The sequence below is a fragment of the Shewanella gelidii genome (genome assembly GCF_014647855.1).
In the GTDB taxonomy this organism is placed as follows: domain Bacteria; phylum Pseudomonadota; class Gammaproteobacteria; order Enterobacterales; family Shewanellaceae; genus Shewanella; species Shewanella gelidii.
In genome coordinates, this window is the sequence record NZ_BMPZ01000004.1 from 47,978 (window position 1) to 65,790 (window position 17,813).

17 protein-coding genes are annotated in these 17,813 nt (G+C 45.5%); 12 read left to right on the forward strand and 5 right to left on the reverse strand.

Annotation, left to right across the window (positions count from 1 at the left end):
* The 8 genes from IEY18_RS09400 (at position 1) to IEY18_RS09435 (ending at position 8,133) form a co-directional block, all read left to right on the forward strand.
* On the forward strand, positions 1-1,503 hold the full coding sequence (locus IEY18_RS09400) for an ATP-binding cassette domain-containing protein (RefSeq protein WP_188920122.1): 1,503 nt from the start codon (positions 1-3) through the stop codon (positions 1,501-1,503).
* Complete coding sequence (locus IEY18_RS09405) at positions 1,500-2,177, forward strand: energy-coupling factor transporter transmembrane component T family protein (protein WP_188920124.1); 678 nt, start codon at positions 1,500-1,502, stop codon at positions 2,175-2,177. The genes IEY18_RS09400 and IEY18_RS09405 overlap by 4 nt, the downstream gene beginning before the upstream one ends.
* Positions 2,174-2,716, forward strand: a complete 543-nt coding sequence (locus IEY18_RS09410) for a core component of ECF transporter (RefSeq protein WP_188920126.1) — start codon at positions 2,174-2,176, stop codon at positions 2,714-2,716. Before IEY18_RS09405 ends, IEY18_RS09410 begins: the two co-directional genes overlap by 4 nt.
* Positions 2,717-2,845: 129 nt before the next feature.
* The gene (locus IEY18_RS09415) at positions 2,846-3,604 is read left to right on the forward strand and encodes a DNA-binding protein (protein WP_188920128.1); all 759 of its coding nucleotides are present in this window, start codon (positions 2,846-2,848) and stop codon (positions 3,602-3,604) included.
* Positions 3,605-3,621: 17 nt separating this feature from the next.
* Positions 3,622-3,882: a hypothetical protein gene (locus IEY18_RS09420; RefSeq protein WP_188920130.1), complete on the forward strand. Its 261-nt coding sequence runs from the start codon at positions 3,622-3,624 to the stop codon at positions 3,880-3,882.
* Between the two features lie 184 nt (positions 3,883-4,066).
* Entirely contained in the window at positions 4,067-5,236 is a 1,170-nt protein-coding gene (locus tag IEY18_RS09425) for an HD-GYP domain-containing protein (protein ID WP_188920132.1), read from the forward strand.
* Between the two features lie 242 nt (positions 5,237-5,478).
* Positions 5,479-7,608, forward strand: a complete 2,130-nt coding sequence (locus IEY18_RS09430; RefSeq protein WP_188920134.1) for a TonB-dependent receptor plug domain-containing protein — start codon at positions 5,479-5,481, stop codon at positions 7,606-7,608.
* 15 nt (positions 7,609-7,623) lie between these two features.
* Positions 7,624-8,133, forward strand: a complete 510-nt coding sequence (locus tag IEY18_RS09435; RefSeq protein WP_188920137.1) for a TlpA family protein disulfide reductase — start codon at positions 7,624-7,626, stop codon at positions 8,131-8,133.
* Between the two features lie 72 nt (positions 8,134-8,205).
* Here the strand turns inward: IEY18_RS09435 and gorA are convergent, their stop codons facing one another.
* From gorA to IEY18_RS09450, 3 genes are all read right to left on the reverse strand, one after another.
* Complete coding sequence (gorA, locus tag IEY18_RS09440; RefSeq protein WP_188920139.1) at positions 8,206-9,561, reverse strand: glutathione-disulfide reductase; 1,356 nt, start codon at positions 9,559-9,561, stop codon at positions 8,206-8,208.
* 331 nt (positions 9,562-9,892) lie between these two features.
* Positions 9,893-10,417 carry a hypothetical protein gene (locus tag IEY18_RS09445; protein ID WP_188920141.1) on the reverse strand — a complete coding sequence of 175 codons (525 nt, stop codon included), beginning with the start codon at positions 10,415-10,417 and terminating at the stop codon, positions 9,893-9,895.
* Between the two features lie 80 nt (positions 10,418-10,497).
* Complete coding sequence (locus IEY18_RS09450; protein ID WP_188920143.1) at positions 10,498-11,259, reverse strand: hypothetical protein; 762 nt, start codon at positions 11,257-11,259, stop codon at positions 10,498-10,500.
* Positions 11,260-11,507: 248 nt separating this feature from the next.
* Here IEY18_RS09450 and prlC point away from each other — a divergent pair, with 248 nt between their 5' ends.
* The 3 genes from prlC (at position 11,508) to IEY18_RS09465 (ending at position 14,910) form a co-directional block, all read left to right on the forward strand.
* Complete coding sequence (prlC, locus tag IEY18_RS09455; RefSeq protein ID WP_188920145.1) at positions 11,508-13,547, forward strand: oligopeptidase A; 2,040 nt, start codon at positions 11,508-11,510, stop codon at positions 13,545-13,547.
* A gap of 209 nt (positions 13,548-13,756) precedes the next feature.
* Positions 13,757-14,278 (forward strand): type II secretion system protein, encoded by a 522-nt coding sequence (locus IEY18_RS09460; protein WP_188920147.1) that lies wholly within the window; start codon positions 13,757-13,759, stop codon positions 14,276-14,278.
* A 77-nt stretch (positions 14,279-14,355) separates the two neighbouring features.
* The gene (locus tag IEY18_RS09465) at positions 14,356-14,910 is read left to right on the forward strand and encodes a thioesterase family protein (protein WP_188920149.1); all 555 of its coding nucleotides are present in this window, start codon (positions 14,356-14,358) and stop codon (positions 14,908-14,910) included.
* A 27-nt stretch (positions 14,911-14,937) separates the two neighbouring features.
* On the opposite strand, the gene IEY18_RS09470 is transcribed toward IEY18_RS09465, so the two are convergent.
* Both IEY18_RS09470 and IEY18_RS09475 read right to left on the reverse strand, forming a co-directional pair.
* Positions 14,938-15,591, reverse strand: a complete 654-nt coding sequence (locus IEY18_RS09470) for a glutathione S-transferase family protein (protein WP_188920151.1) — start codon at positions 15,589-15,591, stop codon at positions 14,938-14,940.
* 206 nt (positions 15,592-15,797) lie between these two features.
* Complete coding sequence (locus IEY18_RS09475) at positions 15,798-16,724, reverse strand: LysR family transcriptional regulator (RefSeq protein WP_188920153.1); 927 nt, start codon at positions 16,722-16,724, stop codon at positions 15,798-15,800.
* A 259-nt stretch (positions 16,725-16,983) separates the two neighbouring features.
* Between IEY18_RS09475 and IEY18_RS09480 the strand changes: the two genes are divergently transcribed.
* Positions 16,984-17,673 carry a DNA-3-methyladenine glycosylase I gene (locus IEY18_RS09480; protein WP_188920557.1) on the forward strand — a complete coding sequence of 230 codons (690 nt, stop codon included), beginning with the start codon at positions 16,984-16,986 and terminating at the stop codon, positions 17,671-17,673.
* The last annotated feature ends 140 nt before the right edge of the window (positions 17,674-17,813 follow it).

Consider the following 17,813-nt stretch of genomic DNA (forward strand, 5'->3'; position numbering starts at 1 on the left):
ATGGCATTGATCCAATGTGAGCAAGTTGAGTTAGGTTATGCCAGTCGCCCCCGTTTACTACATGGGGTGAATTGGCAAATCAACGCGGGGGAATGCCACTGCGTTATGGGTGCGACCGGCTCCGGTAAATCTAGCTTACTTGCTTTATTGGCAGGGCTTTACCAAGACGACGCCCGTCGCGTGGTGACTGGCCATATTCAGCGGCAAGGTCAACTGCGCGTGGGGTTGGTGATGCAAGACCCCAATGTACAGTTTGTACGGCAACAAGTGGGCGCGGAAGTCGCGTTTGTCCTTGAGAATTTGTCTGTTCCTAGTGAACAAATGGCGCCAAGAGTACAGCAAGTGCTATTGAAGGTGGGACTTGATGTGTCACTGCGACAGCCCATTGAACATCTATCTTTAGGGCAAAAATATCGCTTAATGTTGGCGGCGCAACTGGTTGATCTGCCCGATCTGATATTACTGGATGAGCCAGGCGCGCAACTTGATGAAGCTGGCATTACTGAGCTCATTCATGTGCTGTCTGAATTAATACGGGACGGCATTGCAATCGTTATCGTGGAGCATGAGCCGAGTCGCTTTTCCGAGCTTGTCAGCCACTTCTGGTCGATAGAGGCGCAGCACTTTATCAAACGCACGATTCCGGTTTCCTGGTCCGCTTTACCTTTCTCATCATCAAAGGTTTTCGCTAACCAGAAAGAACGGTATGAGTTTCAGCGCCAACCCAAAAATTCTAACGTGGAACAAGATGGCTCTGGGGAAGCGTCATCGTTAGTGATTGAAAGTTTGCCATTTGATTTTGCATTTCAAGGCCACGAGCGACTTTTCCAATTACAAACCCCTTTGTGGCTAGATGTTGGCGAAATCGCATTGCTCGTCGGAGATAACGGGACGGGTAAAAGCTCTCTATTAAAGTATTTTGCGGGGTTGCATACTGATGTCGATGATGTGCCTATCAAAGTATTGGGTCAAGCGCCTAAGCTGGGTCAATATGCTGACAGGCTGGCGTTGCTTTTACAATCTCCGAATCGTCAGCTCTTCGAGTCGAGTGTGCGACAGGAGTTAGAATTCAGCTTATTGCGTTATCAATTACCGACTTCAAGGGTTGATGAGATCTTAAAACGTATTGGGTTGGAGAATCTGGCTCAGCAGTCCCCGCACCGCTTGTCATATGGCCAGCAACATCTGATTGCATTGGCCTGCGTTGTTTGTTTGCGGCCGCAGTTGTTATTACTTGATGACCCTTTTGCGGGCTTAGATGCACACTATCGAGCCATCGTTCAGAAGCTTATTTTGGAGCTGGCCGGCAAGGGATGCGCCGTTGTCATTGCTAGCCATAAGCTTTGGCCTGATTTACCTGTACAACACCTGTGGCATATTCAACATGGAGTTTTAAATCCAGCAACACACTGCAACGCAACAACATCTGAACAGCCGCATCCCCAAATCACCTGCCCTCGTTCGGCCAAATTGCCTTTACTCCAGACGGTGGAGTTCGGATGAGTCTCGATAGCAAGCGGCGGCAGAGCAGCTTAGGCAATTGCTGGCGAAACGGCTTCGAGTTTGGCAGTGGCTATAAATTGCTGCTTGTGGTGTTGATGACCTGCAGTGTGTTTGTCGTCCCCTTTGTTTATCTACCATGGTTCAGTTTGCTGGCGATTGGGTTGATACTTCATGGATACTTTTTGGGCGCCAGTTTGAAGGTTTTGTTGATCTTTGGGCTTGTGCAAACTGCTTTTACGCTCACGCTTTATTTGATTTTTCATACGGCTGCGGATTTTCCGAGTGCGTTAGAGGCCTTGTTGCGCTTATTTTTGGCTGTAGTGCCTGCGTGGTGGTTTGCAGTGGCTGCAAACCCAGATCAAACGGCGAGCTTACTGCAAAGGTTGTTGCCATACCGCTGGGCATTTGTTGTGGCCGCGTCATTCAATATGCTGCCTTTTATGATGACAGAATTACGTGAAATCTATGACTTGCAACGCCTTCGTGGTGCGCGTATTTCTCCGCAGCAACTCAGTAATCCAAAACATTGGCCAGAGTTTGTTCGCTGTGTGCTCGCCCCCTTACTGATTCAGGTGATTAAGCTTTCACAGCAGCTCGCTTTAGCTGCACGCAGTCGTCATTTTGGCCGTCATTCAAACCCGACACGCTGGCAACCGCCTAAGGAGATGGAATGAATATGTGGCGTTGGGATCTAAAAGGTGCACTTTTTATTGGTTTTTGTGCGGCGTTGCTGGTGGCCTTTAAGGGGCTGCTGCGGATGAAACTGGGTTTATCTGGTCACTCGATGCTGTTGATGACGTTCATGTATTTAGTTTGTTTAGCCGTCGTTCCTCGAATTGGCGCCATTACCGCCTGCGGTCTTGTTACGGGCGCACTTGCGATGCTAGCCGGTGTCGGAAAGGGTGGGCCATTACTCTTGATTAAGTTTGGGGTGCCGGCTATTGCGATGGATGTCATGTTGCTCCTTGGTGCGGGGGCTCTCAGCTTACGGTGGCGCTGTCTTGTTCTCGCCATAGCGGGCAGTTTGGCTTGGGCAACCAAAGCGGGTGTCGTTAGTTTACTTGCAGGGATGACATGGCAAATTGCTTCAGCCAAGTTTGCCATGTCATTTTTTCAAGGGGGAGCATTTGCAGTTGCTGGAGCCTTACTGGTGCCGATGGTTGTCCGTAAGCTTGTTGCCCATGATGTGGTGGGTGAAAGCGGCTCGAGCTGAAAATGACTTATGTGCTTGGATAAATAACGACAGACGAGTGAACCAAGGGTTTGCGAGCGAGAGCTTAGTGAGTGAGAGATTTGCATAATCTCTAACTCGAAATACTCATTGAAATTGAAGAGAATGACCATGAATACTTGGCTGATCTGTATCGATGATACTGATGATATTGATACTAAAGGTACCGGAGAAATTGCTCAGGAAGTTGCGCAGAAACTCGTTGATGCCGAATTAGGTCTGGTGTCACCGATAACCCGTCATCAACTCTATATTCATCCAGATATTCCATACACTTCCCACAATAGTGCCATGTGTTTTACGTTATCTAGCGGTTCACCCTGTGAATTAATCCGTTCCATTGCCATTGAACACTTGGTCGCGGAATCTGCTTTGGCTGCAGATCCAGGACTTGCGGTTGTACGTCTTGTTGACCTAGAAGCTTCACCATTGGCGAAGGCAAAACTAATCCAATTTGGGCTAGAGGCGAAACGCCAAGTGAAAACAAAGCAACAAGCTTACGAGCTTGCCAAAGACTGTCATGTGAGTTTGAGTGAACACGGTGGCACTGGCGACGGTGTTATTGGGGCGCTTGCTGGCATTGGTTTACGGTTAACGGGGCAAGATGGGCGAATGAAAGGGCAAGTGACCCTAAACGGTACTGCGACCAAGAATTTGGCGCCAACAATGCTCACGGTTAACTCGGTTCTGGCTGCATCCAATCTTGACGCGGTCGTCGATATTGATGGACAAACGTTACCGCCAGAATCCACGCTGCATCTCAGTGGCAAACTTAAGGCCGTATTTCAGAATCATCAATTTGTCCTTCCTGTTTACCAAAATGGCCAACTTTGGTGTAACGCGACTCGAAGCCAACTAAAAAATCATTAGTTTATAAAGGGGACGCGATGAAGCGTACGACACCAGCAATTGAGACTTGGTTTGAACTTCGTGGTGAACACTGGGTATTTAAGTTTTCTAAACATCATTCCAATCCCCCTCGGATGGCCGCGAATGCATGCCCTTACTTTATGCAGGATGATGAAGATGAAATGGTCGACGATGAACTGATTTCTTGCCTAAACTGTGTTTATCGCCGTTGGAATTCACAATCATTTGAGTGTGTGAAACTTGCTTTGCTTAGCCATCAACGTGATTCAGAAGCATAAAATTTAGCAAACTGTGATAGAGCTTGCATTGGTCTTTTCTGTTACATTTTTTGCATAAATAGCTAGTGGTGATTTGTGTCTGCCAAAGTTACAATGTTCTGACATGAATGAAAAAATTCCCAACGTTTTAGCTGTATGCACGCCATAAACAGCAAAATTTGGTTGATTGCCCTAAGGAAGAACAGTGGAAGAATCCGCTCCAGCAGAAGATCTACTCAAGGTTCCAGTTTCTAAATTGCGGATCGGCATGTTTGTGCAGGCGATTGAAAATAATGGACGCGTGAATATCGCCAATGCAGGGCAAATTCGCACCAAAGATGCATTAGCAAAACTGATCAAAAGCGGCATTAAGTTTGTTTGGGTGGATGTCGAACGCTCTTCCGAAGGCTCAGGTTTAAAGAAAAAAGCTGCAGCTCCTCTAAAACCGAAAAAAAACCGCGATGTACAACAGCAAAAAGCGCAGGCCTTGCTCGGTGAAGCCAAAGATTTAATTCGAAAAGTACTCAGTGAAACCTTTGAAGGAAAAGCCGTCGAAGTTGCACCAGTAGAGGCTTTTGCTGACAACATGATTGAAACCGTGTTGCAGGATGCAGATGCATTTAAATGTGTATCGGCTCTGAGAACGAAAGATGCCTATTTATTGGAACACTCGGTGAATGTCGCATTTTTGTTAGTGACCTTCGGGAAACATATAGGGTTAGACAAGTCGATGCTTGCTCAACTTGCAGCGGGTGGCATCATGCATGATGTGGGCAAGGTGAAGGTCGATGATAAGATCTTAAATAAGCCGGGTCGACTTACACAAGAAGAGTTTGAGCACATGAAAATGCATCAAACCTTTGCCAAAGAAATTATGCGTGAAGCTGAGGGTTTCTCACAGATTAGCCAAGATGTCTGTTTAATGCATCACGAAAAGCTCGATGGTACCGGCTACCCGAATGGTCTCAAAGGTGACGAACTGCCAATGCATGCTCGGATGAGTTGTATCGCTGATATTTATGACGCACTCACTGCAACTCGCTGTTATAAAGAAGCCATGAGTCCTGCGGCAGCATTTAAAATCCTCTTGAGTTTGACACCCCATCATTTAGATCAAAAACTCGTTTATGAATTTGTTCGATGTGTGGGGGTTTACCCTGCGGGTTCACTTGTTGAGCTGAGTGATGGACGTGTGGGAATTGTATGGGAATCTAAAGATCGTGATGCTTTGCACCCTGTCGTGAAATGTTTCTACTCACTGAAACACAAGCGCTATACCGATGTTGCCATGATCGATATGAAAAAATCGGAATTGAACATTGAACGTGGCGTTTCCCCGAGTAGTTTAGATGTCGACCCAACGCCATTCTATTAACGCTGCACTGAATATTGAGATTTAAGCCGCATTTGATGCGGCTTTTTTGTGTCTAGGCATTAGGGCTTTCATCATTGGCAGGATGATTGAAGCCCTTTTTTGATCCATAACACAAATTCAACATGGGAAATGGCGACGGGAAGATAAAAATTGATCTGGGTCAATAAATGATATTGAGAATCAATATCATTTGCATTAGTATTGTCTCGTCTTTTGATACATTTACTAGGTGCATGTTAAAAATGAAACGTCTATCTCCGATATACCTTGCTGTTATCGCTAGCTTGCCGCTTGTGACTCCGCTCACTGCGATTGCTGAAGAAGCTGAAAATCAAGAAATGGAAGTCATTGAAGTCAGGAACTTTAGGCAAAAACTAGATCAAGATGGCCGTCTTAAAGATGTCATTCAAAAAACGGAAGTTCTCGATGCGCTGGCTATTGAAAACAAGAATGCACTCAGTTTGACCGCAGCGATTAACAATGAGCCTGGGGTTAACGTTTCTAATGAATGTTCAATGTGTGGCGTAAAGCGCGTGATGTTGAACGGTATGAAAGGTGAGCATACAACCATTCTGGTTGATGGCTTACCAACTCACACACTTATTTCTGGCTTCTACGCTGTCGATGCGATTGCGACCACAGGTGTCGACCGTATTGAAGTTGCGCGTGGTGCTGGTGCTTCATTGATTGCGCCGGAAGCAATTGGCGGTACAGTTAATATTATCACCAAAGAAGCTTATGAAAACTCAGCCAGCTTTGACTATGCCATGGGTTCCCATGACTTTACGGCAATGAAGGGCATGGCAACAGGTGTGTCTGAAGATGGAAAAACCGGTATAACCCTTATTACGCAGTACGATAAACAAGATCAGGAAGACCATGATGACAATGGCGTAAGTGAAGCGCCATTCATCGAAAACATGTCTTTTACGACCTTGATTAGCCAAGACCTTTCAGACACCAGTAATGTTCAAGTTCGTCTCTCTAAAGTTCAATCTGAAATCTTTGGTGGTCCAATCATTGGTAAGCAGGTCAGCTCAATTGGTGCCGCAATTGCAGGCTATGATGGTGAAGAATCAGACCAACTATTTGTTAACGATGATGTCCGAAATGAATATATTGGTAAGCCATGGGAAACAACCGAGTGGATTGAAACCAGCCGTGATGAAGCATATATCAAGTATTTGACTGAGCTAAGTGACGCAACGGTTGGCGAGTTTGCGGTGAGCTACGCGAAGCATGTCCAAGACTCTTTCTATGAAGGTATTGACTACCAAGCTGATGACAAGATGCTCTATGTCCGTGCAAAGTTCGATATGGAGCTTTCTGATGAACACTTCATTACCTTTGGTGCAGATGCACGCCGTGAAGAAATGCGTTCTTCAACCGATGCATTAGAAGCTGTTGCTGCTTACCAAAGTGATGCGTTTGATTACGATACAACGGGTATATTCCTGCAAGATACGTGGACACCAACGGACAATGTTGAAGTCGCGATTGCAATGCGCCTCGACAAAGTGACCGCTGACTTTGTTGATGAAGGTAAGCCGGGCACTGAAATTGATGAAACATTTTTTGCCCCACGTTTTGATATGCGTTACTTCCATACCAATGAGCTGACTTCTCGATTCTCGGCTGGTCAAGGTTACCGTGCGCCACTTTCTTTCTTTGAAACCGACCATGGCATATTGGACGCAGAGCTTGGTTACCAAATTGATATTGATTCACTAGAAGAGTCACTATCTGCGAGCTACTCGCTGACCTATGATACCGAAGCATTAGCGGTGACCGCGTCGATTGCCCACTCTAAAGTGGATAACCTCGCTAGTCTTGAAGAAACAGAGGCAGGCGTGCCAATTCTGACTCAACTAGATGAAAGTGCGTCGGTGACCACTTTTGATATCACCGCTGGCTACAACGTAACTGATGAATTGACAGTCAATGTCGGTTTAGAAAAGTTTAACTACGATGACGCCTTTAAATCTTCTTACGCCATTGCACCAGTTGAAGAGCGTGCGAGTATTGAATTGCAGTATGAAAAAGACAATTTCAAGGTGTTCTGGTCGACGGTTTGGTTTGGTGAAAAAGATCTGACGGAATACGGCTATGAAGGTTACAACAAGCTCAATGACCCGAGTACGGCCAAAACACTAGTCGGTGAAGCATTCTCGATGTCAGATATAAAAGTGCAATACCAAATGACAGAGCACACGAAAATCTATGCTGGCGTATCAAACATCTTTGAAGAAACTCAGATTGATGGTGGTGAGACACCACTATTCTATGATGCGGATGGCGGATACGATGTGGCCTACATTTATGGCGGACTTCATGGACGTGAAATGTATGCTGGCATAGAAATCAAGCTGTAATTTGTTGAGCCTTTGATGATGCGAGCCAACTTCTTAAACAGCGTGATAGCAGCACTTTTGATTGTGATGGGTGCTGCATCATTCACAACACAAGCGGTGCCGTTTTCATTGAAAACCATCCGCGCCACAGAAGCTACATCTGTAGATAATGGTTTAGCAACGGTGGCGATGATTTATCAACCCGATTGCCCATGGTGTAAGAAGCAAGGCGAAGTGCTAACCCAAGCTTTTGAACAATGCCATGATGTTGTGAATATCGTTTTAGTGGGGACTCGTGGAAATAAACGGCAGTTGAAGAAAGAGTTGAAGCATTACCATAAAGAGCTTCCTTCTTTCTTGGCGTCGCGACAATTCTTGAGAAGCATCGGTGGCTATCAAGCATCGCCAACCACATTGATTTATGACGAGCATGGGCGTTTGTTAAAGAAAAAGCGAGGGTTTATCGCTGAAGATAAACTCGCCAATGCTTTTGATGTGATTACCCACGGGAGTTGTCAGCTTGAGCTCGCTAAGCGAAGTGCTTAACTAACTGCCACAAATTAAAAAAGCCGCAGATTCATCTGCGGCTTTTTGTTGTTTCCTGTGTCGCGTTTTGCACTATCTCATGGTCACGAACTCTTCGGCACCGGTTGGGTGGATGGCCACAACGGCATCAAAATCTGCTTTGGTCGCTCCCATCTTCATGGCAACACCAAAGCCCTGTAGGATCTCATCCATTCCAAAACCAATTCCATGAATGCCGACAACGGTTTCATTTTCTCCTGCGCAAATGAGCTTCATCTTACAAGCTTGGCGATGGCTGGTGACTGCGGTATACATGGAGGTAAAGCCAGATTGGTAAACCTTGATACTGTCGGCACCATATTGCGCCTCAGCTTCTGGCTCTGTCAGTCCCATTGTGCCAATGGGTGGATGGCTGAACACGACCGTTGGGATCAAGCTGTAATCCATTTTCGCGTCATGCATGCCGTTAAATAGTCGTTCCGAAAGCAAACGTCCTGCCTTGACGGCAACAGGGGTCAATTCGACGCCGCCTGACATAATATCACCTACACAATAAATTCCTTTGTCCGACGTATTTTGTTGCTCATCAGTAATAACATAGCCTTTGGCGTCCAGCTCCACTTGCGTGTTTTCTAGGCCGATATTATTTGTTGAAGGGGAGCGGCCGATCGCCCAAATCAGGCTGTCAACGGTCAGTTGGTTGCCATTCTCGAGGTTGAGTGTCAGGCTGCCGTCACTATTTTTGATGACCGATTTCGGGATGCTTTGGGTATGCAGTGTCGGTCCATCAGTGGCCATGGCTTCAACTAATGCTTCAGTTAATAGGGGATCAAAGTTTCTTAGTGGCGCATGTTTGCGGACGAGCAGGTGAGTTTCACTGCCGAGTGCATGTAAAACGCCGGCAACTTCCACTGCGATATAACCTGCACCAACCACGGCAACGCGTTTTGGCTGCTGTTTTAATTCAAAGAAACCATCGGAGTCAATGCCATACTCTGCACCCGGAATATCTGGAATCGTCGGTGCGCCGCCGGTGGCGATCAAGATATGATCTGCTGTGTATTGCTCTCCATCGACTTCGATGGTGTTGCTGTTTACAAAGCGGCCATAACCATTCAGTAAATTGACCTGATTGTTGGTGAAACCTCGACCATAGGCTTCATGGATCCGACCAATGTAAGCCTCTCTATTTTCAACTAACGTGTTCCAGTCGAATTTGTTGACGGTGACATCAAACCCATAATCCTTCGCATACAAGTTGAGTGCTTCGGCAACATGAGCACCGTACCACATTACTTTTTTGGGGACACAGCCAACGTTTACACAAGTGCCACCGACATGTTTCGCTTCTATCAATAGCACTTTTGCGCCACGCATTGCCGCGCGGTTTGCCGAAGCTATGCCACCGCTACCTGCGCCAAGACATATATAGTCAAAATGTTGAGCCATGCTTATTCTCCAATTCATTTAAGCCTTCATCATAGTGATATGGGGCATTATTCCTGTAATTCAATCGGTGGTGGTTTGCTGGGGTTTGAATTCCTGCTGTGCTTGCGCTTGTGAATTCAGCATATCACTATCGGCGCAATTTAAAGGGAATATTATGGGGGATGCCCTCGGTCTAATTAGCTAAGACCGGTGCACTGGATAAAAAAATTCAATAAGACATGCTACTCAGCGAAACCAGGACTGCAGTAACCATTCATTACAAACAGTATCCATCAAAGCGGATGAAAATTCTTTGGGTTTAAATCGGTGTACTGTGGCTTATTACCAGCGACTAGCGGTAAATATGGCAGTGCCTTAAGTCTTTTATGGATGGGCCTTGTCCTTTGCAATTCAAGCAATCCCACTCTTTTAAACGCTGAGTGCGTTCTTGCGCATGATATCCGTATTTGGAATTTCCGGCTTGACGCTCACTTTTTCTTAGCTGCTTTAGACGCTGATTGAGCCAGCGGCAGCGGGGATGGTCGGCGGTTGCAATCTGAGCCAGATGCTTTTTCGATGGCTTGCTAGATTTTTTGTGCACGGATGATTGCTTACTTTTCGACTGCCTAGATTTGATGCGCTTAGGTGGCGTTTCGATTGCAGCCTCTTTGGACGAATAGTCTAATGCTGGCTGTGTTTGAGGTGGGAAGCGAATGGGATTGCCTTGGTTATCTAATATGACGTTCATTGGCAAGGTACGTTTATTGTTTGTGGTATTTGCCTTGGCGCTTGTGACTGTTGAGAGGCAAAACAATATCACCAAGAATAGAGCGAGTGGTGAAAGGAACAAAGATTGGACGGGGGTGGCGGATAACATTCCTTGTTTCTCCTATGGTTGACTTATATACGGCTTACGTGGGCCGATCCATGAGCCCAAATAAAGCCTAGGTCAAATCGTTAAAATGTCCAGTTAAGATAGATTCCTGCGAATGTTTCATTCAGCTCATGGCTCGAATACCCCACCTCTTTTTCAATATCATCTAATGCAATGCTATGGCTAATATGTCCTGTTAGATTTAAATGATGAGATAGAGCATATTCAGACTCTAGGCCAAACTGAATATGATTCAGGCCGTTGTGTTGCTCTGTCGCCAGTTGGTAGTCAAGACCAATGAGTGCGTAGGGGCTTAGACGCCAAGTATGACTGGCTTGCCAAGCGCCGTATAATGCCAGCTCAATAAAATATCCGCCGGCCTCGGTAGCATAAGTGTAATTGATTGATGGAGTGACCCAGCCGAACCCGTTATAAGTTAGTGTGCTGAAAAGCTCATTGTCATTTGTGCGTTCATCACCATAGAACTCTAAACGTTGATAACCGATCGTGGCTTCAAGGGTATCAGTGATAGAGTTGGTATATTCTAGCCCCAGCTCCCAGCGAACAAAATGCTCGCGATCGCCGCGTCCAACTCGGGCATAGCCATTTAGGTTTTGACACTGAGCAGCGAAGCCGCTCCAATAGACACCACCACTCTTTAGATTGTCTCTTCCTTCAGAAACAAATTTTGACTCCCACCCTAACTCAATGGCGTATTCAACTTGCGTGCTTTGCAGATCGTGCCGATGTTGCGTATAGGCCGTTTCATGTTGAGCAAAAGCAAAGTTTGAAAACGTAGCCAAGATGAACGTAAAGATGAAGAAGATGGCGTGAGCAGACGGCATAGCAAAGTGTTTTAAGGAGAATCAATATCCATATCATAATTCGAATTTGAGCATCGCGTGGTAACAAAGGTTTGCAATAACCAATCTTTGATGAATATGCTTGAAGTCGATCAAATTTCGATCTGATTTTCGCGCCTAGACAACAAAGCGCTGTCTGTGCCGGCATCATGCAAGACAATCGCTTGATATTTCAATTGCGAGCCCATATCTATATAAAATCTGTTTATTTATTTGCTTGAGGATACCTCATGACGAACCCTTTGCTTCAAAGTCAGACTCTGCCACCATTTTCAGAAATTAAGCCCGAACATATTGTCCCTGCAGTGGAGCAGGCAATCGCTGCATGTCGTGCAAAAATTGATGAAGTTTTAGCATCCACAGAAGCTTTCTCATGGGAAACCCTTGTCGCACCTCTAGAGCAAACAGATGACGAACTTGGAAAAATCTGGTCGCCGGTTTCACATATGAACTCAGTCTTAAGCACTGATGAGTGGCGTGAAGCCCATGATGCTTGCTTACCTTTATTGTCGGAATATGGCACCTATGTGGGTCAGCATCAAGGTCTGTACCAGGCATATAAAGCGATTCGTCATTCAGCAGAGTTTGCCAGCTTAACCCAGGCTCAGAAGACCGTCATCGAGCATAGTCTACGCGACTTTGAACTGTCGGGAATCGGCCTAGATGATGAACAAAAGGCTCGGTACGGCGAGATTGTTAAGCGCATGTCTGAGTTGACCAGCGGTTTTTCGAATCAACTCCTCGATGCAACTCAAGCTTGGACCAAGTTAATTACTGATGAGGCTGAATTAGCGGGACTGCCTGAGTCTGCAATTGCTGCAGCTAAAGCAATGGCGGAAGCAACAGAGCAACAGGGCTGGCTATTTACCCTAGATTTTCCATCTTATCTTCCAGTGATGATGTACAGCGATAATCGCAATTTACGGGAAGAGTGCTATCGAGCCTTTGTGACCCGAGCATCTGATCAAGGACCCAACGCAGGCGAATTTGATAACGGTCCTTTGATGGATGAAATCTTAGCGTTGCGCCATGAGTTGGCTAAATTACTTGGTTTCGATAGTTTTGCTGAAAAGTCACTAGCAACCAAAATGGCACAAAACACCGATCAGGTTTTAAGTTTTCTGGATGAATTGGCACAGCGTTCAAAACCACAAGCAGAGAATGAGCTTGCTGAACTAAAAGCGTTCGCAAACCAAGAGCATGGCGTCGCAGCGCTTGATGCCTGGGATTTGAGCTATTATGCCGAAAAGCTCAAACAGCATAAATATCAAGTGTCGCAGGAAGAACTTCGTCCTTACTTCCCTGAAGAACGAGTGCTGTCTGGGTTATTTGATACGGTTGCTCGTCTTTTCGGTCTAGTGATCACCGAGCAAAAAGATGTAGATACTTGGCACAAAGATGTTCGCTTTTTTAACATTGAAGATGACCAAGGTGTACACCGTGGTAGCTTTTTCTTTGATTTATATGCCCGCCAAGGGAAACGTGGCGGCGCATGGATGGATGATTGCCGCGCAAGGCGTCAAACGCCAGTAGGGCTCCAACTGCCTGTGGCTTACTTAACTTGTAACTTTAACGGTCCTGTTGACGGGAAGCCGGCTCTATTTACCCATGATGAAGTGGTGACCTTATTCCATGAGTTTGGCCATGGTATTCACCATATGTTGACCAAAATTGATGTGGCGGGTGTGTCCGGTATCAGTGGTGTACCTTGGGATGCTGTTGAGTTGCCGAGTCAGTTTCTAGAAAACTGGTGTTGGCAGGAAGAAGCGCTTGCAAAAATTTCAGGCCATTATGAAACAGGTGAACCCCTACCGAAAGCAATGCTAGATAAAATGCTGGCAGCTAAAAACTTTCAGTCTGGGATGATGATGTTGCGCCAGCTTGAATTCTCGCTGTTTGATTTCCGATTACATCATGAGTTTGACCCGAGTCAAGGGCCACGAATTCAAGAGACTTTGGATGACGTTCGACGCAAAACCGCAGTGGTTAAAGCGGCGGAGTTTAATCGTTTTCAACATAGTTTTGCGCATATTTTTGCAGGAGGATATGCCGCAGGTTACTACAGCTATAAATGGGCTGAAGTCTTATCTGCGGATGCCTTTTCTCGTTTTGAAGCCGAAGGAATTTTTAATCCGGAGACCGGTCGTTCATTTCTACACCACATTCTAGAAATGGGGGGAAGTGAAGAGCCAATGGCGTTGTTTATTCGCTTTATGGGTCGCGAACCTAATATTGATGCGTTACTGCGCCACTCGGGAATTGCAGCGTAAACGTTTAAAAAATTAGTTGAATAGTAAAATTGCCTTGGCGGTGATTTGAACAAGTAGGGCTTCTTTGGCGATAAGAAGCCCTTTTTATGGAAGGTGACAAAGCTAACAAAACAGGATATGCATCGCCGCCGAAAATACATGCTTTCGTTATACTGGAAGTGGGTGCAATGGATTGCAAGTCAGTTCAGCGATTCATTTAGGTTGTCGTCGTGAGTAAACATAAACAACATGGTTTTACCCTGATAGAGCTAGTTGCCGTGATTGTGGTTTTGGCCATTATCGCGGTTGTTGCATTAAGTCGCTTCGTTCAGTTTAGTCAAGATGCGAAAACTGCAGTTTTGACTCAATTCAGTGCTGCTGTGAAGTCGGCAAATCAACACATGTATATACTTTCGCAACTGCCTAACTATCGTGCACAGGCGGTGTCTGGTCGAGGGGATCTAACGGATGTTGATGTCGATGGTGATGGCATCTTTGAGACGCGCTTGAAATGTGGTTTCTTAGACAATACCGATGTCGCTAAGCGCTTAAATTACAGCGATGACCAACTTGGCTTTCAATTTGAAGGAGTAGACAAGGTTTACTTTGGATTTGGGGATGGCAACATTAAATCGAGTCAATGTTATTTTATGTATCGGCAAGCCTATGGCGCGGTTAACCCCAGTGCGTGTAGTCAGAATGACCCCAATGCCGCCCCTGAGTATCAAATCGTCATCAATGGTTGCTCGTGAGAGGTGACTTTGACTGACTTGTTGTCTGGTACGACCTCTGGTAGCCTATGCGTCCTTTGAGATAAAGCGATAGATTCATGAACCTGTATTTCCGTTTATTTTGGCTATTATTCTGGCGTGTTCGCCAAGTAAATGAAGCGATTGATTTTCTTGGTGTTAGTAAAATTTCCTACCGCGCACTGCCCAGTGACTGTGATATCAATTTCCATTTAACGAACTCGCGCTATCCGGCCTTTATGGATTTGGCGAGGACCTATATGTTAGCTGAAATGGGCTTGCTGAAGCGCTTCTTGAAGCTGAAGTGGTTCCCAATAGTGAATGCAACAGAATTTACTTTTATTAAAGACATCAAGCCGTTAAGCCAGTTTGAAATTGAGAGTAAATTGGTCGGTTGGGATGAAAAGTACTTTTATATAGAGCAACGCTTTATCAGTGAGCAAGGTTTACATTGTATTGTTCATGTTCGTGGTGTTTTTGTGTGTAAGCGTAAGCAAGTCGCAATTACGGACTTGTTAGATGTTGCGGGCTTTGACCGCGCACACCCGGAATTACCCGCAGAAGTTCAGAAATGGAAAGCGTTTTTACAACTCAAAAAAGAGCGTAACTTGCCCGTGGTGGAAGTAGCCGCGTAGTTCATTTGACAAGTTATCGGGCAGAGCTTAGGGAATGTTTCTAAGCCCTGTGGTTAGCTCTGATTCAGCAATCGACACTTCTTCTTTTACCAACCCCCATGAGCCTCTGAGTTCTGCTTGCTGCCAGTAGCGGTTTAAGTGATCTAACTCAAATAGAGCAAACTCTTTTCGCGCGACAGGTAAACAAGGGATCAGCGCGCAATCGGCTAAAGAAAATTGTTCACCACATAGCCAATGATTGTTTGCCAACTGATTGTCGAGGTGCTCTAGAAATATCATGGTTTGGTTTTGGAGCTGTTTCAGCAAAATTTGGTTGATTTCTTGAGCGGGTTGGCGCCTTATCTTTTCGATTTCAAAGAGTCGCCCACTGAGGTCATAATCGACTAAACGATCAAATAAACGAATATTGAGCTGTTGCTCTGCAGTGCCAGCGATGAGGTGGGTGCCAGAATCAAATGTCTGGTCAATGTACTCGATAATGATACTCGACTCGGGTAAGCATTGATTATCTTTGGTTTTTAGCATCGGGAGGTGGCAGGTGCGACAAATTTCCTCAAACTGCTTGCGAGCAAGAGGGTCTTGAATATCGACTTCCCGAGGGAAGAAGTTAAGTTGCTTTTCGTAAAAGGCAATTAGTACTTTTTGTGAATAACGGGATAATGGATAGTAATACAGCTCCATTGGCGATACTCCAGCCGCACGCTTTTATCTTTCTGGATGATAAAAGAACGTAACGATTGCTTAATGTTGTCAAAATCTATCATTCATTTTTTTGTTGTTATTGATGATCAGGGTGTTGAGCTAATGCTTGGTGCCGTGGCTCAACTCATTTGTGCGATTGTACGGATGCTTCGCTAACGCAAAAGCAATGGCTCGTACCATTAACTTTAGTCGCTTTTTTCAGGTGTAGGCACATTTTTAAAAAAGCTTAATGATTTGCTTAAGTAGTCGATAAACACACGGACTCGGGGAGGAATGCTCTCTTCAAAAGGATGGATGGCATAGACGCTTCCTTGCTTGAGATGGCAGTCGGGCAATAGTCGTGTTAACTCGTGATCAGACAGTGCAGCTTGCACCATATAGTTTGGCAAAATAGCAATGCCGAGGCCCTGTGTCGTGAGATCAAGCAGGCTGGGATAATGGTTGCAGCTTACAAAGGGCGTCACTCGAACTTTAAATACTTCACCATACGTATTTTGGATGTCACAATTTTGTGGCAAATGATTGTTGGCCAGCATCAACCATTGGTGGTGTTTTAAAGAGTCAGGGTGTAAAGGAGCGCCATGGGCTTCAATATAGCCTGCTGAAGCGACAAGATATTCTTCATAGGTGCCGAGACTGATGGTCGATGGATCATCTTCATCCATTTTTCCAGCTTGTATGGCTAAATCAATGTGTTGTTCACGGATATTGAGCTTACGGTCTTCCAATGTGATGCTTAAACGAATATTGGGGAACTCTACATTGAATTGTTTAATCAAAGGAATGAGGAAGTGTTCGCCAATAGCGACTGGCGCACTCACGCGAATACTGCCTCTGAGTTCCGCATCTTGTGGTTTGGTGAGGGTTTCTGCTTGTTTTGCCAGTTGTAAGAGCTCTGCACAATGATGGTAAAAGTCTTGCCCTTCAGCGGTAAGCGCCATTTTGCGCGTCGTACGTTGCAGTAATTTGCATGCTAATCGTTGTTCTAGTTTTTTTAGGTGTTGACTGACCATAGAGCGACTGATTGATAAACTTTCGGCAGCCGCTGTCAGTGATCCTTCTTCAACGACTGTAGCAAAGATAAGCATTCGATATAGCTGGCCCGCGTCCATTGTAAGCTCCAGTGATGCATTCGCATATTGGTTATCTTAGGTAACCAAAGTGTCATATCCCGTGTTTATTGTTATAAATCTAGTCGTAGGTTTGCCACTTGTCGAATTTGTATTCCAATATAAGTTCTTGCTTTGGCTCGGTGTGAGTTTGATGTAAGCTAGGTGAAGCAGGCATTGTCGTAGTCCTCTCGATTTGTCCAAAGGGCGTGGCACTGTATTCAATGGATGAGTCCGCATTGAAAAGGGAGTGATCATGTCGATTTCCCAATTAGAATCTTTCGATAGCATTTATACCAGAGCATGTGAGCGCAAGGGTGGCCCAGAGGGGCTTGAAGCACTTATGCCGTTCAGCTTCAGTGTTGATGAGCTGATGCAATTTTCTGATGCCGAATTATTGTCAGCCTTAAGTAAACAAGTCTTTCAAAGTGGCTTTGTGTGGCGAGTTGTCGAATTAAAATGGCCGCAATACGAACAAGCTTTCTTTGATTTTGAACCCGCGAAAGTGCTGATGCTTTCACCTGAGCAATTACAGCAGCGAGCTAGCGACCCAACCCTTATTCGCCATCAAAAGAAGACTCAAGCTATCTATGACAATGCGCTGATGGTGCATGAAATTGCGCTCGAACACGGCTCCTTTTGTCGATATATCGCCCTGTGGCCTGAAGAGGAAATTACCCAGCTTTGGCTTCAGCTAAAGAAGCGTGGCGCGCGTTTGGGCGGCAATACCGCAGGCTATTTTTTGCGTGCTATTGGTAAAGATACTTTTCTGCTGACCAATGATATTCAGGGGTATTTGAAAGCGCATCAGTTGGTTGATGCGGGATTAAGTTCTCAATCAGGATTAAGACAAGTGCAGAGTATTTTTAATACGTGGCAGCAACAATCAGGCCGTAGTTATGCAGATATTAGTCGAATTTTGGCCTGCAGTGTTGGCGATAATCACCTGTGAACGGTGCGATCGGATTGTGAACGAATGGTAACGTTTGCGTGTCGGTTTTGTGTGGTTAGAGCCATGTTTTACATCAGGTTAACTATTTTACTTTAGCCGTTCACACCGATAGTAAATGCTTACAAATTAACCCCAATTGT

Excerpts from the sequence above, each read along its gene's own strand:
- IEY18_RS09400 (WP_188920122.1), top strand. The coding sequence starts at position 1 with ATGGCATTGATCCAATGTGAGCAAGTTGAGTTAGGTTATGCCAGTCGC.
- IEY18_RS09405 (WP_188920124.1), top strand. The coding sequence starts at position 1,500 with ATGAGTCTCGATAGCAAGCGGCGGCAGAGCAGCTTAGGCAATTGCTGG.
- IEY18_RS09410 (WP_188920126.1), top strand. The coding sequence starts at position 2,174 with ATGAATATGTGGCGTTGGGATCTAAAAGGTGCACTTTTTATTGGTTTT.
- IEY18_RS09415 (WP_188920128.1), top strand. The coding sequence starts at position 2,846 with ATGAATACTTGGCTGATCTGTATCGATGATACTGATGATATTGATACT.
- IEY18_RS09420 (WP_188920130.1), top strand. The coding sequence starts at position 3,622 with ATGAAGCGTACGACACCAGCAATTGAGACTTGGTTTGAACTTCGTGGT.
- IEY18_RS09430 (WP_188920134.1), top strand. The coding sequence starts at position 5,479 with ATGAAACGTCTATCTCCGATATACCTTGCTGTTATCGCTAGCTTGCCG.
- IEY18_RS09435 (WP_188920137.1), top strand. The coding sequence starts at position 7,624 with ATGATGCGAGCCAACTTCTTAAACAGCGTGATAGCAGCACTTTTGATT.
- gorA (WP_188920139.1), bottom strand. The coding sequence starts at position 9,561 with ATGGCTCAACATTTTGACTATATATGTCTTGGCGCAGGTAGCGGTGGC.
- IEY18_RS09445 (WP_188920141.1), bottom strand. The coding sequence starts at position 10,417 with ATGTTATCCGCCACCCCCGTCCAATCTTTGTTCCTTTCACCACTCGCT.
- IEY18_RS09450 (WP_188920143.1), bottom strand. The coding sequence starts at position 11,259 with ATGCCGTCTGCTCACGCCATCTTCTTCATCTTTACGTTCATCTTGGCT.
- prlC (WP_188920145.1), top strand. The coding sequence starts at position 11,508 with ATGACGAACCCTTTGCTTCAAAGTCAGACTCTGCCACCATTTTCAGAA.
- IEY18_RS09465 (WP_188920149.1), top strand. The coding sequence starts at position 14,356 with ATGAACCTGTATTTCCGTTTATTTTGGCTATTATTCTGGCGTGTTCGC.
- IEY18_RS09470 (WP_188920151.1), bottom strand. The coding sequence starts at position 15,591 with ATGGAGCTGTATTACTATCCATTATCCCGTTATTCACAAAAAGTACTA.
- IEY18_RS09475 (WP_188920153.1), bottom strand. The coding sequence starts at position 16,724 with ATGGACGCGGGCCAGCTATATCGAATGCTTATCTTTGCTACAGTCGTT.